The sequence below is a fragment of the Bacillus suaedaesalsae genome (assembly GCF_016890225.1).
Taxonomy (GTDB): Bacteria; Bacillota; Bacilli; order Bacillales; family SA4; genus Bacillus_BS; species Bacillus_BS suaedaesalsae.
In genome coordinates this window covers 67,509-83,478 of record NZ_JAFELM010000044.1, presented here as the reverse complement: position 1 = coordinate 83,478, position 15,970 = coordinate 67,509, and the positions used below count along the sequence as shown (strand labels likewise).

Annotated in this window: 16 protein-coding genes and 1 other annotated feature; of the genes, 14 read left to right on the top strand and 2 right to left on the bottom strand. The window is 37.8% G+C overall.

The genetic code is table 11. The annotated features are described in order from the left end of the window. The 10 genes from minD to pheA all read left to right on the top strand — a co-directional run bounded on the left by minD (position 1) and on the right by pheA (position 8,559). Positions 1-795, top strand: coding sequence for a septum site-determining protein MinD (gene minD / locus JR050_RS18940; protein WP_204205225.1), 795 nt, complete (start codon positions 1-3; stop codon positions 793-795). Between the two features lie 265 nt (positions 796-1,060). Then, positions 1,061-1,843: a M23 family metallopeptidase gene (locus JR050_RS18935; protein WP_283244096.1), complete on the top strand. Its 783-nt coding sequence runs from the start codon at positions 1,061-1,063 to the stop codon at positions 1,841-1,843. Between the two features lie 7 nt (positions 1,844-1,850). Then, the gene (locus tag JR050_RS18930) at positions 1,851-2,705 is read left to right on the top strand and encodes a M50 family metallopeptidase (RefSeq protein ID WP_204205281.1); all 855 of its coding nucleotides are present in this window, start codon (positions 1,851-1,853) and stop codon (positions 2,703-2,705) included. A gap of 80 nt (positions 2,706-2,785) precedes the next feature. Continuing rightward, on the top strand, positions 2,786-4,231 hold the full coding sequence (locus JR050_RS18925; RefSeq protein ID WP_204205223.1) for an Rne/Rng family ribonuclease: 1,446 nt from the start codon (positions 2,786-2,788) through the stop codon (positions 4,229-4,231). Positions 4,232-4,279: 48 nt separating this feature from the next. Next, positions 4,280-4,381: a sequence feature (ribosomal protein L21 leader region), on the top strand. Between the two features lie 15 nt (positions 4,382-4,396). Continuing rightward, positions 4,397-4,705 (top strand): 50S ribosomal protein L21, encoded by a 309-nt coding sequence (gene rplU, locus JR050_RS18920; RefSeq protein WP_204205222.1) that lies wholly within the window; start codon positions 4,397-4,399, stop codon positions 4,703-4,705. A gap of 4 nt (positions 4,706-4,709) precedes the next feature. After that, entirely contained in the window at positions 4,710-5,048 is a 339-nt protein-coding gene (locus JR050_RS18915; RefSeq protein ID WP_204205221.1) for a ribosomal-processing cysteine protease Prp, read from the top strand. A 26-nt stretch (positions 5,049-5,074) separates the two neighbouring features. Further along, complete coding sequence (gene rpmA / locus JR050_RS18910; protein WP_204205220.1) at positions 5,075-5,365, top strand: 50S ribosomal protein L27; 291 nt, start codon at positions 5,075-5,077, stop codon at positions 5,363-5,365. Between the two features lie 252 nt (positions 5,366-5,617). Beyond that, a complete protein-coding gene (locus JR050_RS18905; protein ID WP_204205219.1) occupies positions 5,618-6,160 on the top strand; it encodes a sporulation initiation phosphotransferase B in 543 nt (180 codons plus the stop codon). A 34-nt stretch (positions 6,161-6,194) separates the two neighbouring features. Then, positions 6,195-7,484 (top strand): GTPase ObgE, encoded by a 1,290-nt coding sequence (obgE, locus tag JR050_RS18900; protein ID WP_204205218.1) that lies wholly within the window; start codon positions 6,195-6,197, stop codon positions 7,482-7,484. A gap of 229 nt (positions 7,485-7,713) precedes the next feature. Then, the gene (gene pheA / locus JR050_RS18895; RefSeq protein WP_204205217.1) at positions 7,714-8,559 is read left to right on the top strand and encodes a prephenate dehydratase; all 846 of its coding nucleotides are present in this window, start codon (positions 7,714-7,716) and stop codon (positions 8,557-8,559) included. Positions 8,560-8,701: 142 nt separating this feature from the next. Here pheA and JR050_RS18890 read toward each other — a convergent pair whose 3' ends face one another. After that, positions 8,702-9,232 (bottom strand): transcription repressor NadR, encoded by a 531-nt coding sequence (locus JR050_RS18890; protein WP_346726781.1) that lies wholly within the window; start codon positions 9,230-9,232, stop codon positions 8,702-8,704. A gap of 18 nt (positions 9,233-9,250) precedes the next feature. Continuing rightward, complete coding sequence (locus JR050_RS18885) at positions 9,251-10,375, bottom strand: IscS subfamily cysteine desulfurase (RefSeq protein ID WP_204205279.1); 1,125 nt, start codon at positions 10,373-10,375, stop codon at positions 9,251-9,253. A 291-nt stretch (positions 10,376-10,666) separates the two neighbouring features. Between JR050_RS18885 and nadB the strand changes: the two genes are divergently transcribed. The 4 genes from nadB to safA all read left to right on the top strand — a co-directional run bounded on the left by nadB (position 10,667) and on the right by safA (position 15,918). After that, a complete protein-coding gene (gene nadB / locus JR050_RS18880; RefSeq protein ID WP_204205216.1) occupies positions 10,667-12,199 on the top strand; it encodes an L-aspartate oxidase in 1,533 nt (510 codons plus the stop codon). A 9-nt stretch (positions 12,200-12,208) separates the two neighbouring features. Further along, positions 12,209-13,063 carry a carboxylating nicotinate-nucleotide diphosphorylase gene (gene nadC, locus JR050_RS18875; protein ID WP_204205215.1) on the top strand — a complete coding sequence of 285 codons (855 nt, stop codon included), beginning with the start codon at positions 12,209-12,211 and terminating at the stop codon, positions 13,061-13,063. Further along, positions 13,060-14,169, top strand: a complete 1,110-nt coding sequence (gene nadA, locus JR050_RS18870; protein WP_204205214.1) for a quinolinate synthase NadA — start codon at positions 13,060-13,062, stop codon at positions 14,167-14,169. The genes nadC and nadA overlap by 4 nt, the downstream gene beginning before the upstream one ends. Before the next feature lie 165 nt (positions 14,170-14,334). Continuing rightward, the gene (safA, locus tag JR050_RS18865) at positions 14,335-15,918 is read left to right on the top strand and encodes a SafA/ExsA family spore coat assembly protein (RefSeq protein WP_204205213.1); all 1,584 of its coding nucleotides are present in this window, start codon (positions 14,335-14,337) and stop codon (positions 15,916-15,918) included. Positions 15,919-15,970: the final 52 nt, after the last annotated feature.

Here is a 15,970-nt window from a genome sequence, read left to right as displayed (position 1 = left end):
GTGGGAGAGGCAATTGTTATAACATCTGGAAAAGGCGGCGTAGGGAAAACTACAACTTCTGCAAATATTGGTACTGCGCTTGCTCTTTCAGGAAAGCGTGTTTGTTTAGTTGATACAGATATCGGCTTACGTAATTTAGATGTGGTAATGGGACTTGAAAACCGAATTATTTATGATTTAGTTGACGTTATTAATGGACGCTGTAAAACACACCAAGCGTTGATTAAAGATAAAAGATTTGAGTGTTTATATTTATTACCTGCGGCTCAAACTGTCGATAAAACAGCGGTTCAACCCGAGCAAATGAAGAAGCTCATTAATGAACTTAAACAAGACTATGATTATATTATTATCGATTGTCCAGCAGGTATTGAACAAGGCTTTAAAAACGCAGTGGCTGGTGCAGACAAGGCAATTGTTGTTACAACACCAGAAATTTCTTCTGTTCGTGATGCAGACCGTATTATTGGGTTACTAGAAAAAGAAGCAATTGAACCACCGAAGCTAGTAGTCAACCGTATTCGTAATCACATGATGAAAACAGGTGAAATGCTAGATGTGGATGAAATCATTTCAGTTCTTGCCATTGATCTGTTAGGCATTGTAGCTGATGACGATAGTGTTATTCGTGCATCTAATAGCGGAGAGCCAATTGCACTTGATCCCTCAAGTAAAGCATCACTTGCATACCGAAATATTGCTAGAAGAATTTTAGGAGAATCTGTTCCTCTTCAAGTATTAGATGAAGAAAAGGGAGTCTTTACAAAGGTAAAGAAATTCTTTGGTATTAGATAATATTGTTAAAAAGCTATCCACAGAGTTGGATAGTTTTTTTGATTTGATGCAAATGACTTCCCAAATCCAAAGTTTTCAGTATGACATACAGCATTAATTGCAACAATCATGTTTGGTTACCTCGAGGAGTCGAGAATCTTCCACTCCAGTCCCTATAATTAACACAACCTTATAATAAAAATAAACCATCATTCCGCTAGTTTCTAGCATATATACCCCGGACAAGTCATAAGATGTACAAACTCTACTTTAAGGGATGATGAAAATGAGTAAACGTGCGGAAGATATTCGGAAGCGTATTGCAATGCGGAAAAAGGAACGCGGGCAGCTTTCCTCACATAAGAGGCCAAGACCAGTCTCAACTTATATTGCAAGTGATGAGGAAAAGTACGGAGTGTCTCCTTTCGATTCATATGAAGGAGGAGGCGAAACCACACATCCTTTGTTTAATAAAGAATGGTTTATGTTTAAGGTGTTAGCCTCCGCCTGTGTATTACTAGTTGTCGCAATCATGTATAAAGATGGTTCTGCCCGATTCGAACCAGCACGTGATTTTGTTTCAAAAACGATGGAAAGCGAATTTCAGTTTGCTGCTGTGACATCTTGGTATGAGGATCAATTTGGAAAGCCTCTTTCCTTATTACCAACAAAGTCACAGGATACAAAAAAAGAAGAAGTTCCTGTTGGAAATTATGCAGTTCCGGCATCTGGTAGAATACTAGAGGGATTTGAGAAAAACGGACAAGGAATCATGGTTGAGACGGGGACAAATTCTACTGTGACGGCAATAAATGAGGGAATGATCACGTTTATTGGACAAAAAGATGAAATTGAAGGTATTACGGTTGTGGTTCAGCATAGCGATAAATCAGAATCATGGTATGGAAACCTCGAAACGTCAGATGTGAAATTATATGACTTTGTCGAACAAAAAACAAAAATAGGTACAGCAACAACCAATGATAATGGAGTAAATGGAACGTTCTATTTTGCCATTAAAAAGGGGGATAGCTTTATCGATCCAATCCAGGTGATTGACTTTGAGTAATGCGCTAATGGGATTAATACAAAAGTTTTCTATCCATCCATTATTTTGGGTCATAATCGGAATTAGTATCATAACTGCCCATTTCAAAGAACTACTCATTGTATTTTTTATTGTGTTATGTCATGAATTGGGTCATGCAAGTATGGCCCTTTTTTTTCGGTTTAGGATAAAGAAAATTCAATTGCTTCCTTTTGGGGGAGTAGTGGAGTTAGATGAGCATGGGAATCGGCCGTTAAAAGAAGAGTTACTTGTCATATTAGCTGGTCCTCTGCAACATATTTGGATGCTTGGACTTGGTTTTTTCTTGCATGAAATGAATTTTATATCTACGACGTATTATGAGCTGTTTGTTTATCATAATCTTGTCATTTTACTGTTTAATCTCCTGCCGATCTGGCCTTTAGACGGAGGCAAGCTATTGTTTTTACTTTTTTCTTATTACATGTCGTTTTCAAAAGCTCATCGCTTATCGATCTTCACATCTGCTGTCTTACTTAGCTTATTTGCTGTTGTCACATTTACCATGGAACCCTTACAGCTGAATCTTTGGGTAATATTCATCTTCTTAGTCATTTCCCTATATCACGAGTGGAAGCAAAGTAACTTTGTGTATGTCCGATTTTTATTAGAACGTTATTACGGAAATAATCGAAACATTACAAAGTTGAAGCCGATTTTTGTGAGAGAGGCTGATGAAATTATGGAAGTATTAAGTAAATTTTATCGTGGGTATAAACATCCAATTGTTATTGTTGAAAATAATAAGAAACGGTTTGAGCTTGATGAAAATGAATTATTACACGCGTACTTTGCCGAGAAGCTTACTTCTTCAAGGATGAAGGACTTAATACATGAATATTGACTTAGGCGTCATGAAACCAGTAAAGTGATACTAATGACTGTAGAAATAAGTGGTGATTGACGTTGAATAGAAGAGTAATCATGAATTTACTAACAACCGAAAAAAGAATCGCCGTCTTAGAAGATGCTAAGGCGGCTGAATTTTATTTTAGCCATCCTGCCTCAGAGGATTTAACCGGCAATATTTATATAGGAAGAGTGACGAAAGTACTGCCAGGCATGCAGGCAGCATTTGTTGATATTGGACTTGAGAAGAATGGGTTTCTTCACCGGGACCAACTCATCACGTATCATACAAACACTCTGGAAACAAAAAGAGAGAAAAATATAAGTGAGTTTGTACGTGAAGGTGAGTCACTTCTCGTTCAGGTTGAGAAAAATAGTGTTGGAACAAAGGGACCAAAGCTAACCAACGTAATTGAAGTAGGTGGCCACTCGATCATTTATGTGCCAAACGGTAACTATGTAGCGATTTCTAAGAAAATGAAAAATGAAGAAACAAGGAGCTTTTGGAGAAATCTTTTTAATGATATGTTAAGAAGTCCTGAAGGGGTTGTCGCCAGAACGTCAACTGAAAATTGTTCAGTTGAAGAGATACAGAAAGAATTGGACAAGCTACGAAATGTATACAACGAAATACAGGAAAAACAAAAGCATACAAAAGCACCTGCCCTTTTACATGCTTCTGATCATCTATCTGAAAGATATCTAAAGTCTATAGGCACTGAAACGATCCACGAAGTAATCGTTGACACGAGTCACGATTTTCAACGAATAAAGCATGCGTATCCGAATTTGAGTGTTCAATACTACGATGGCAAGGAGAATATATTTACTCACTATTCATTAGAAACAGAAGTCGACCGGTTATCCAAAAAAATTGTATGGCTTTCTAATGGCTCCTATTTAATTATTGAACATACAGAAGCGATGACTGTTATTGACGTGAATACAGGTAAGTTTACAGGAAAGACCAACTTAAAGGACACTGTTTTCAAAACAAATGAACAGGCTGTAGTTGAAATCGCCAGACAGCTTCGTCTTCGTGACATTGGCGGTATGATTTTAATTGATTTAATTGATATGAAGTCAGCCGAAGATAAAGCAAAGCTAATACGAGTCTTTTCAGAGCACTTAAAGAAAGATCGTACACGTACGGTCGTCTATGGTTTTACACAATTAGGAATACTAGAAATGACAAGAAAACGAGTTCGAGAAAATATAGTGCATCAACAAACAGAGCAATGTATAACATGTGGAAATGGATATGTTCAATCAAAAAACTCACTTATGTACAAGCTCGAACGTGAACTGATGGAACTAAGAGGTAATGATGCAGAAGTAATTTGGATTGAGGCTACATTTCATTTAGTGGAACTTATGAATGAAACACAAATGTTTGACTTACTCGAAAATGCCCTTCGTGTAAAGCTGTATGTTTCTGAAATGAAAGATGTTAAACCTAATTACTATATTCGACATATCGGTTCACTAAAAGAAATAGAAGAACGAATGAATTCTGGTTGACTATCATAATATGATATGTTAACATTTTTATGTTGGACTTGTAGCGCACCATTGCTACAACCGCACAGATCAGGTATTCGTAATTATGCTAGTTAGATGGTTTACCCAAATAACCTACATAAACCTGTGATGGCGAGTCTTAACTTATATGAGGAGGTGCAAAATATGTACGCAATTATCGAAACTGGTGGTAAGCAAATTAAAGTTGAAGCAGGTCAAGCGGTTTACATTGAAAAGGTAAACGCTACTGAAGGCGAAACTGTAACTTTTGACAAAGTTCTTTTCGTAGGTGGAGACAACGTTAAGGTTGGTAGCCCATTAGTTGCAGGAGCTACTGTAACTGGTAAGGTTGAAAAGCAAGGTCGTGGAAAGAAGCTAATTGTCTTCAAATACAAGGCTAAGAAAAACAACCGTAAAAAGCAAGGTCACCGTCAACCTTACACTAAAGTTGTAATCGAAGCTATCAACGCATAAGATTATGATTTACATTGACATCACCCGAACTGATAAAGGCTTGATTGAAAACATTACGATGTCAGGTCATGCTGAATATGATGTACCGGGAAAAGATATTGTTTGTGCAGGTGTATCAGCGGTTGCAATTGGATCTATTAATGCTATTGAAGTATTATGTGGTGTAGAATTGCCTGTTGTTCAGGATAGTGGTTTTCTAGATATTAGTATTCCATCCTCACTGGATGAGTCAATATTGAGTAAAGTCCAATTATTACTGGAAAGTATGCTTGTATCATTTCGAACAATTGAAACAGACTATTCGGAATATGTAGATATTCTTGAAAAAGAAATAGAGTATTAATTCCTACTATATAGGAGGTGGAATGAATGTTAAGATTAGACCTTCAGTTATTCGCATCTAAAAAGGGAGTAGGTTCTACTAAGAACGGACGTGACTCTCGTTCAAAGCGTCTTGGTGCTAAGCGTGCTGACGGACAACATGTATCAGGTGGTTCAATTCTTTACCGTCAACGTGGAACTAAGATTTATCCAGGTGTAAACGTTGGTATTGGTGGAGACGATACACTTTTTGCAAAAGTTGATGGAGTGGTTAAGTTCGAACGTCTTGGCCGTGACCGTAAGCAAGTAAGTGTTTATCCTACTGCACAAGAAGCATAAGGTGAAACGATAAAGCTCTAGCCTGTTTAGGCTAGAGCTTTATTTTATTGTTAGACATAGATACAGACGGTGTGATGGAGTAGGTTGACTCAAAACCAGCATCCACTGTTGTATCGTCCTTTCCGAGATTTGGAAAAAACTGTTTACTCATCAAAGTGACAGTATGGTATAGTAGACTAATGATGTTATAATGATCACATTACATAATCGGAATTTGAAAAATGTGGCAATGCCTAAGTTAGGAGTGTGACCATGAAAGAATGGAATGTAGTTGATGTTTTGCGTCACTCTCGCCATGATTGGTTAAATAAACTTCAATTAATAAAAGCAAACATTGATTTAAATCGAATTGATCGTGTAAAGGATATTATAGAGGAAATTGTCATGGAAACTCAAAATGAAGCAAAATTAACGAACCTACAACTGGACAAGCTTGCAGGTTTTTTAATGACTTACAATTGGGAATGTCATAATTTCTCTCTAGAATTTGAAGTGTTAGGAAACACAGTGAATCTTTCAAGCTATGATGATGAAATGGTTACATGGTGTGATACTTTCTTTACACTATTAAATGAATCGGTATTGAATGCGGGCGAAAATCATTTAAGCTTATCCATTCATACAGAGGACTCAGATGTTCGTTTCTTTTTTGATTTTAGTGGCACAATAACGGATAGTCAGAGATTGCATGACTGGTTACAGTCTCAAGTCTCCAATAATATACCTGTCTCTTCTGAGTTTTCAGTAAGTGAAAAAGAATTATCATTTGAATTATTGATACAAAGCGAGAAATAATAAGCAATAAAATTGTATAAAGTGTGGTGTTTGTATGTTTGTCGATCAGGTCAAGATTTATGTTAAAGGCGGCGACGGTGGCAATGGAATTGTAGCATACCGTCGAGAGAAATATATTCCTATGGGTGGTCCTGCAGGCGGTGACGGAGGTAAAGGTGCTGACGTTATCTTCCAAGTAGAAGAAGGACTTCGTACTCTAATGGATTTTCGCTTTAAAAAGCACTTTAAAGCAAACCGCGGAGAACACGGTATGTCTAAAAATCAGCATGGTAAAAATGCTGAACCTATGGTTGTAAAAGTTCCTCCTGGTACAGTTGTTATTGATGAGGCAACTAATAATGTCATTGCAGACCTAGTACAACATGGTCAACGAGCAGTCATTGCAAAAGGCGGTCGTGGTGGTAGAGGGAATTCCCGTTTTGCTTCACCAACCAACCCTGCTCCTGAAATTGCAGAAAATGGCGAGCCAGGTCAAGAGCGAAATGTAATCTTAGAATTAAAAGTATTAGCTGATGTTGGTCTTGTTGGATTCCCAAGTGTCGGAAAATCAACGCTACTATCAGTAGTATCAGCAGCAAAACCTAAAATTGCGGAATATCATTTCACAACAATTGTTCCAAATCTTGGTGTGGTTGCTGTAGATGAATCACGAAGCTTCGTTATGGCTGATTTACCTGGTCTTATTGAAGGAGCACATCAAGGTGTTGGATTAGGACATCAGTTCCTTCGTCATATTGAGCGTACTCGAGTTATTGTTCATGTCATAGATATGGCCGGTACAGAAGGACGCGATCCTTATGAGGATTATGTAACGATTAACGAAGAGTTAAAAGAATATAATCTGCGACTAACGGAACGTCCGCAAATCATTGCTGCCAATAAAATGGACATGCCAGAAGCAGAAGAAAATTTAAAAGCATTTAAAGAAAAGCTTCCAGAGGATGTTCAAATATTCCCGATTTCCTCTGTAACGAATAAAGGAATTAAAGAACTATTATTTGCTGTAGCAGACCTTCTAGAACATACTGAGGAGTTCCCACTATTATCAGAGGAAACTGAAATCGCAGATAATCGAGTGATGTATAAGCACGAAGCAGATCCTCGTAAATTCTTCATCTCTCGAGATGATGATGGTGCGTATGTACTTTCTGGTGAGGAGATTGAAAAGCTCTTTAAGATGACTGACTTTTCTAGGGATGAATCCATTAAGCGTTTTGCAAGACAATTACGTACAATGGGTGTTGATGATGAGTTACGTGAACGTGGAGCAAAAGATGGAGATACGATCAGGCTATTAGAATTTGAATTTGAATTTGTTGATTAATAAAGGCTCTTTTCGGAAACATCTTGACTTCAATGTTTGTGTACTCTTTATTCACTTTTCATTCACTTTGAAGAAAAGATGACCTGAAACATTACTAAATACGTTTTCTAGATTGTTCGAAAAAACAATCGATGTGAAACCATCTTAATAAAAGAGGCTGTCATGATGACAGCCTTTTGTTGAATTTGATAACTTTATTACTATAAAGTGTTAAAGGTAGGGGAGAAACTTGAATACTGTCGGTTATTTAGGTCCAAAATCTTCTTTTACAGAGCAAGCGGTAAAAAGGGTATTTATACATAATAAAAGAATTGCATTTGAATCGATCTTTGATTGTCTTGATGCAGTCAAAAATGAAGAAGTCGATTTTGGAGTAGTGCCATTAGAAAATACAATTGAGGGCTCAGTAACCATTACACTTGATTATTTAATCCACGAACAATCCCTGCCGATTGTAGCAGAGATCATTGTTCCCATACAGCAGCATTTAATGATTCATCCAAACAATGAAAGCAATGAAATTAAGTCTATATATTCTCACCCACATGCTCTTGCGCAGTGTCGGAAGTTTTTGTATAACCATTATCCTTCAGTAGATCAAATACAATCTCTATCTACAAGTGGCGCAGCTCAATTTGTAGCAAACAATCCCGAGATACCAATTGCAGCCATCGCAAATGAATTGGCAGCAGAGGAATACCATTTAACGGTGGTTGATCAAAACATCCATGATTATGAAATTAATCATACGAGGTTTATCGTAGTCTGTAAAAAGGGAAGAGAGCAAGAGCTAAGTATTTCAAAGGAGGTAAGTACAAAAACAACACTCATTGTAACTTTACCTTCAGATCAAGCAGGTGCCCTCCATCAAGTATTATCTGCCTTTGCTTGGAGAAAAATTAACTTATCTAAAATAGAATCTCGTCCCATGAAAACGGGACTAGGACGATACTTGTTTATTATTGATTTAGAAGGAACGATAGAATCCATCTTAATTACGAGTGCAATTCATGAGCTAGAGGCTCTAGGATGTGGCGTAGTTTGCTTAGGAAGTTATCCGATCATTCAAAAATAATGGCATTTTTCGAAAAGTTGACTCGGAATCATATAAATTAATGTGTTCTAGACTTGTTCAAAAAACAACAATCAATCCGTAAACATCCAAAATAAAAAATCGAGGTGTGTATTTGATAGTACAAGTACACACCTCGATTTTTTTATGCCTTTACGAGTATTCCGATTTGTTCTAACATATGACACGCACCTTCAATTTTATCTAATGAATCTGCCTGTAATGTATGTAAGTGAATACCTTCTGTTAATTGTGATAGAAGTGGGGCATTCGTATCGGCTACTTTATTTAAAAAATACTCTACTTCATTTCTGTTACTAACCATTACTGATGCAGACAGGTCACCGTATATGGGATGTTCAATTTTTACATCCTTAACTGTAACTCCGTGGTCTACAATGGCAAAAAGTTCAAGCTTTGTTTGTTCAGGAGTGTGGCTGCAAACAATGACCTTTTCAAATAGCGTATCATTTTTCGTCGAGTGAAGAAATATATACCCTTCTGACGTAGCAATAACCGGTTCATTTTTTGCTTTTAATAGAGAAATGTCCTGTACTATGACTTGCCTACTTACACCAGCCCTTTCAGCAAGTTCACTTCCCGTCATAGGAGCCGTTGCAGTCTTTAACCATGACACTAAATGATTCCTTCTTTCATCACCAGATATTCTTTTCACCTATATTTTCCTTCCTTCTTACTTTGATGTAATCTCATCTAATACTTCTAATACCTTTGCAATATCTGTTTCTGTTGTATGCCTACCTATTGAAAGGCGAATAAATTGTTTCGCTGTTTGTGGATCCTTCCCGGTAGCAATCATCGTTTTAGAAGGCGCTTGCTTTCCTACAGAACATGCACTTCCAGTTGAAATTGCGATATTTCTTCGATTACACTCTAACATCGTTAATTGACCCTCAATCCCTTTAACAATAGCCCCTATAATATTAGACAATACATTAGTAGGATGACCTTCAATATGTATCGGTAATGCTTTTTCTTCGATTCCATTTAGAAGTGTAGTGCGTAGTTGCGATAATCTTTTATCATTCACATCCATTTCTTGATGAATTAGCTGCGCAGCATATAAGAAGCTGACAATGCCTGGTACATTTACAGTTCCTGGTCGAAATCCCTTTTCATGAGAAGTATAGTCAAAATATGGAGTCCATTTTATTGTAGGATTTATATAGCATGCTCCCACACCTTTAGGTCCATAGATTTTATGACTTGAAATCGAGAGACTATCAATGTGGCTATCGAGTACATGTACTGGAATTTTTCCAAAGGTTTGAACCGTATCGGTGTGAAAAAGTACATTGTGTTCTTTTAAAATTGATCCAACCTCTTCAATAGGTTGAATCGTACCTATTTCAGAATTTGCGTGATGAATTGAAGCTAACACTGTCTCTACAGTAATTGATTCCTTAAGCTCTTGTAAGTCAATTTGTCCGTAAGAATCTACACCTAAATAAGTAACGGTATATCCTTCATCTTCAAGCTGTTTAAATAAATTCAACACTGACGAATGTTCAATTTGTGTGGTAATTAAATGTTTTCCCTGTTTGTTTGTTCCTTTTAATAAAGATCGAATGGCTAATATATTTGATTCAGATCCTCCACTTGTAAAAAAGATCCCTTCCTCTTGTCCACCAATAAGTTTAGCAAGCTCAATTCTACATGTTTCAAGTAACGTAGAAGCTTTTGAACCAATATCATGTAAGCTACTAGGATTTCCATAATAGTTCTTCGAGGCATCTATAAAAGCGTTAAGCGCTTCTTCACGAATTGGAGTGGTCGCTGCATAGTCCATATAAATCATGTTCATTCATTCCCTTTTTCTTTAGACTGTTTTCACATAGATTGTTATTATCCGAACAATCCATTAACACGTAATCAGTATGGTTTCTGGGCATCTTCTCTTCAAAGTAATAACTATCGCAAACGATTGGTTACTAATATGTAATTTTAATTAGGCAAATAGCGAGAACGTTTACGGATAGTGCCTTTCTTTAACTGTATCATAAAAAACTCTTGTCATCAGTTTAAATATATGTAAATATAAGTGTCAAGACAGTAGTAAATACTTTTGCGGAAATGGGAGGCATTATATATGCCCAAGTCAGATGTTGTTATTATCGGAAGTGGTTTAGCAGCGTTAGTAGCAGCAAGTCGATTATGCATGGATAAGAATGTGATTATTTTCACAAAGTCAAATAAACGTCATAGTAATTCAATGCTTGCTCAAGGTGGGGTTGCTTCATCGGTTGATCAAGAAGATAGCTGGTTTTCACATTATCAAGATACGTTGGTAGCAGGGTGTAACCATAATGAAGAAGATGCAGTTAGGCAGTTAGTTCGAAATGGACCTCTCTATATAAACGAAATGATTAAATGCGGAATGAAATTTGATAGAGACAATACAGGCAATCTTTTATTAGGGCATGAAGGGGCACACTCATACAGAAGAATATTGCATGCTGGTGGAGATGCAACTGGAGAAGCACTAATTTCCTTTTTGCTTGGGCGATTAAAAGAGAATTGCAGTATTATTGAACATCACATGGCGATAGATTTAATAATGGATGACGGACTTTGTCGTGGAGTGAATGCATTAGATGAAGATAACAATCTTGTAACATACAACGCAGATTACGTGATCCTTGCGACAGGAGGATGTGGTGCCATTTATGAATATACGTCCAATGATTCTAGTGTCATTGGTGACGGATATGCAATGGCATTCCGTGCTGGGGCTGAGTTACTAGATATGGAGTTTGTTCAATTCCATCCGACCCTGCTTAAATCTAATGGCCTGGCAGTAGGTTTAGTATCTGAAGCGGTTCGAGGGGAAGGAGCCGTTTTACGCTTGGGAAATGGTTTACCCATTATGGAAGGAATACATCCACTTTTGGATTTAGCTCCGAGAGATATAGTGTCGAGAGCAATTTATAATGAGTTAAAGAATGGTAAAGATGTATTTCTCGATATTTCAATGATTCAAAACTTTAAAGAACGTTTTCCAACGATATCAAAACTATGTTCGGAAAATGGTATTTCTATAGAAGAAGGAAAACTTCCAGTTGTTCCGGGTGCCCATTTTATGATGGGTGGAATTAAAGTGAATGAAATGAGCGAAACGAACATTCCAGGCTTGTATGCTGTTGGAGAAGTAGCATGTACAAGAGTTCACGGCGCTAATCGTCTAGCAAGTAATTCTCTACTTGAGGGTATCGTATTTGCAAATCGATTAGCCGATTCCATTTTGGATGGAAATAAACCGAGGATAAATAAAAACCATGACAAATTGAACGTAGAACAAGCTCCTAACTATGTTGAGTTTTTTAGTAAACAGGATATACAAAAGCTGATGATGAAACATGTTGGGATTGTTAGGAATCGAGAGGGTTTAGAAGAATTAATCAGGCAATTTGAGCCACATGTTCATTATAAGATCAATTCAAGTTGGTCAAAGGAATCGATTAGTAGGATGAATATGATTACAACTGGATGGTTAATTGCTAGCTCTGCATTAAGAAGAGAAGAAAGTCGCGGAGGGCATTATCGAGAGGATATTCCAATCCAAAAGAAAGAATGGATTAAAAAAGTAATTGTTCGCAATAGATATGAAGTCGTACTTTCATAGGGGGAAACAATGAATAAAATTAAACTTCGAGAGAATTTACAACAATTTTTATTAGAGGATATAGGAGAAAGAGATGTTACCTCAACAGCCATATTTCCAGAAACAGAAAATGGTGAAGGAAGTATCATTGCAAAGGAAAGCGGTGTACTTGCAGGGGTGGAGGTTATTAAAGAGTGCTTACATCTTTTTGATTCCAACATTGAAGTGACACTACACAAGCGTGATGGTGAAGTTTTACATCCTGGTGATGTAATTGCAACCGTACAAGGTCCTATTGTTTACTTATTAATGGCAGAAAGAATCATCCTAAATCTTCTTCAACGTATGAGTGGAATTGCTACTTTAACGTATAGCGCTGTTATGGCTTTAGATAGTAATCACACAAAGATTTGTGATACGAGGAAAACAACTCCAGGATTAAGAATGTTTGAAAAATATGCGGTTACGTGTGGAGGAGGAAGTAATCATCGCTATGGTCTTTATGACGGTGTAATGATTAAAGATAACCATATTTCATTTAGCGGTGGAATTACAAATGCAGTAAAGGCTGTTAAAGAGAAGGTTGGACATATGGTTAAAATTGAAGTCGAGACAGAAACAAAGGAAGAGGTTCTCGAAGCAATAGAAGTGGGTGCTGATGTCATAATGTTTGATAATCGTACACCTAGTGAAGTAAGTGAGTTTGTTAAACTTGTGCCTAAGCATATTGTAACGGAAGCATCTGGCGGAATTACGATTGAACAGTTACGTGAATATGGGAAAACTGGTGTGGATTTTATTTCACTTGGTATGCTTACACACTCATATAAAGCTTTAGATATTAGCTTTGTTACAGGCTGGAAAAGAACGGAGGAAACAGAATGAATATATTAGAGGCATTGAAGACACCGGCTTTTCAATTACCTGATTCATATAAAAACATGACCGATTCAGAAATGGAACAGAGAGTTCGTGAAATAAAAGAAAAGTTTGGAGATAGATTGTATATTCCTGGCCATCATTATCAAAAGGATGAAGTCATCCAATTTGCTGATACGACAGGTGACTCTCTCCAATTAGCACAGCAGTCCGCTGCTAATACGAAGGCAGAGTTTATCGTATTTTGTGGCGTCCATTTCATGGCGGAAACTGCTGATATTTTAACGCAGGATCATCAAAAAGTTATTTTGCCAGATATGAGAGCGGGATGTTCGATGGCGGATATGGCAGACATTCATCAGACTGAAAGAGCTTGGTCAAAGTTGCAATTGTTGTTTGGTGATACTATTTTGCCATTAACATATGTTAATTCAACTGCAGCAATTAAAGCTTTTTGTGGTAAGAACGGTGGAGCAACTGTTACGTCCTCAAATGCGATGGGTATGGTTGAATGGGCATTTACACAAAAAGAAAGAATATTATTTTTACCAGACCAACACCTTGGTAGAAATACAGCTTTTGATTTAGGAATTTCTTTATCAGATATGGCAGTATGGAATCCTATCACTGATGAGCTTGAGTATGAAGGAGATATTTCCAATATTAAGGTTATTTTGTGGAAAGGACATTGCTCTGTTCATGAAAACTTTACAATTCATAATATTGAACAAGTAAGGGTAGAGTATCCTGACATGAATATTATTGTTCATCCGGAGTGCAGCAGAGAAGTGGTCGCTTTATCTGATTATGCAGGTTCAACAAAATATATTATTGATACAATTAGTAAAGCCGAAACAGGGACGAAGTGGGCAATTGGTACAGAAATGAATCTTGTAAAACGGATCATTGCTCAGCATCCGGATAAAGAAATTATTTCATTAAATCCGCATATGTGTCCGTGTTTAACGATGAATCGTATTGATTTACCACATCTTCTCTATTCATTAGAAACATTGGAAAAAGGGGAAACAATCAACGTCATTTCAGTAGAAAAAGATATTGCAGAAAATGCAATATTAGCTTTAAATCGAATGCTTGAACGTGCAAATTGAGCCAAGGTTATCCTTGGCTTTTTCTAATGGCCAAAATTAGTCTTGGCATCCTTGTCTCATGGAATAAATCTAAGCCAAAGCGCATAAGTTGTGGTGAAGAAGAGTGGCAATTAGCCTAGTGGTTGCATAGACTGTAAAGAATTTTGCCATGGGAGGGATATATTCGTGAAGATCCATATTGTTCAAAAAGGTGATACACTCTGGAAAATCGCCCAAAAATACGGAGTGGATTTTGAAGAACTTAAACAGCTTAATTCACAATTAAGCAATCCAGATATGATTATGCCAGGCATGAAAGTGAAAGTACCTTCAACAGGCGTACAAGTAAAAGCAAAAGAAGCACCTTTCTCACCAAGTCAATTAGTGAAAGAAAAACCAGTTAAAGAAAAGGTATCTCCAGTAAAAGAGGCACCAGTACAGCCAATAAAGGAAGCACCGGTAGCTCCAATTCAGCCAGTAAAAGAAGCTCCGGTAGCTCCAATTCAGCCAGTTAAAGAAGCTCCAGTAGCACCAATTCAAGAAGTAGAAGAACCTTTCGTAGATTTATCTCCAGAACCACTACCAGTTGTAGAGGGAGTCCAGGATGTGCCAAAGGCACCAATAGCTCCAAAATTACCTTATGCTCCAAAATTACCGCAATTACCTCAGTTTGAAATGGATATTAATAATTATTACTTAAATGTTGATGCTAACTTTTTAAAAGGTGCACCTGCAAAGCAACCAACAGCCGTTTCTCCAGCGGTGGACGTTCCAAAAGCACCTAAAGTACCAAAGGTACCACAAGTATCTCCACAATCTACACAAGCACCAGTAGCACCAATATCACCTATTGCAGGTGATGAGTGTATGCCTGTTACAGGTATTAACCCTGGATATGGGTTTAACTTTAATCCATTCGGACCTGCACCAATGCAGCCGCAACCAGGATTCATGCAACCACAACAAGGATTCATGCCGCAACCTGGCTATCCAACAATGGTAAGCCCATTAGGAGACGATGAACTAGATGATATGCCAGAAATGCCACCCTACCCTGGAGCTAGTCCACTACCACAACAACTGCCAATGGGAGGTATGAGTCCACTACCACAACAACTGCCAATGGGAGGTATGAGTCCACTACCACAACAACTGCCAATGGGAGGTATGAGTTCATTACCACAACAAATGCCAATGGGTGGAATGAATCCATTCCAACAACAACTGCCTATGGCTGGTGGAAATGATTGTGGTTGTGGGGGAACTCCAATGCCTTACGGTGCACCTTTTGATCCACAACCAGGCTTTGGGATAGGGCAACCTGGTTATGCACCTGCACCACAATATCCTTTGTATGGTGGAGCACCTGGTTACGGTATGCCAGCTATGCCACAAATGCCAGCAGTTCCAGATTTAGATGATGATCTAGGAATGCCAAACTTTGGTGGACCTGGAATGCCACAGCAATACATGCCTCCAGGATATCCACAAGCAGGGATGCAACCAGGATTTATGCCACAAGGCTACCCTCAGGCTGGAATGCCATATATGGGTGTGCCACAAGGATTCGCACCTGCACAAGGAGTTCAACCATGGGGAGGACCAGGTTTTCAAGGGCAACCTTTACCTAGCCAACAGCCATTACAACCAGGCTTTGCGCCAGGATATCCAGGAGGAGCCACACAACCAGGGCTTGGAATGCAAGGTTATCCGATGCAAGGACCATTAGGTATGCCAGACTTTGATGACGACGACGATTTCAATTTATAATGTAACAAAATGATGAGATACCACAATCTTTAGTATTGTGGTATTTTTCATA

Excerpts from the sequence above, each read along its gene's own strand:
- JR050_RS18935 (WP_283244096.1), top strand. The coding sequence starts at position 1,061 with ATGAGTAAACGTGCGGAAGATATTCGGAAGCGTATTGCAATGCGGAAA.
- JR050_RS18930 (WP_204205281.1), top strand. The coding sequence starts at position 1,851 with ATGGGATTAATACAAAAGTTTTCTATCCATCCATTATTTTGGGTCATA.
- JR050_RS18925 (WP_204205223.1), top strand. The coding sequence starts at position 2,786 with ATGAATTTACTAACAACCGAAAAAAGAATCGCCGTCTTAGAAGATGCT.
- rplU (WP_204205222.1), top strand. The coding sequence starts at position 4,397 with ATGTACGCAATTATCGAAACTGGTGGTAAGCAAATTAAAGTTGAAGCA.
- JR050_RS18915 (WP_204205221.1), top strand. The coding sequence starts at position 4,710 with ATGATTTACATTGACATCACCCGAACTGATAAAGGCTTGATTGAAAAC.
- rpmA (WP_204205220.1), top strand. The coding sequence starts at position 5,075 with ATGTTAAGATTAGACCTTCAGTTATTCGCATCTAAAAAGGGAGTAGGT.
- JR050_RS18905 (WP_204205219.1), top strand. The coding sequence starts at position 5,618 with ATGAAAGAATGGAATGTAGTTGATGTTTTGCGTCACTCTCGCCATGAT.
- obgE (WP_204205218.1), top strand. The coding sequence starts at position 6,195 with ATGTTTGTCGATCAGGTCAAGATTTATGTTAAAGGCGGCGACGGTGGC.
- JR050_RS18885 (WP_204205279.1), bottom strand. The coding sequence starts at position 10,375 with ATGATTTATATGGACTATGCAGCGACCACTCCAATTCGTGAAGAAGCG.
- nadB (WP_204205216.1), top strand. The coding sequence starts at position 10,667 with ATGCCCAAGTCAGATGTTGTTATTATCGGAAGTGGTTTAGCAGCGTTA.
- nadC (WP_204205215.1), top strand. The coding sequence starts at position 12,209 with ATGAATAAAATTAAACTTCGAGAGAATTTACAACAATTTTTATTAGAG.
- nadA (WP_204205214.1), top strand. The coding sequence starts at position 13,060 with ATGAATATATTAGAGGCATTGAAGACACCGGCTTTTCAATTACCTGAT.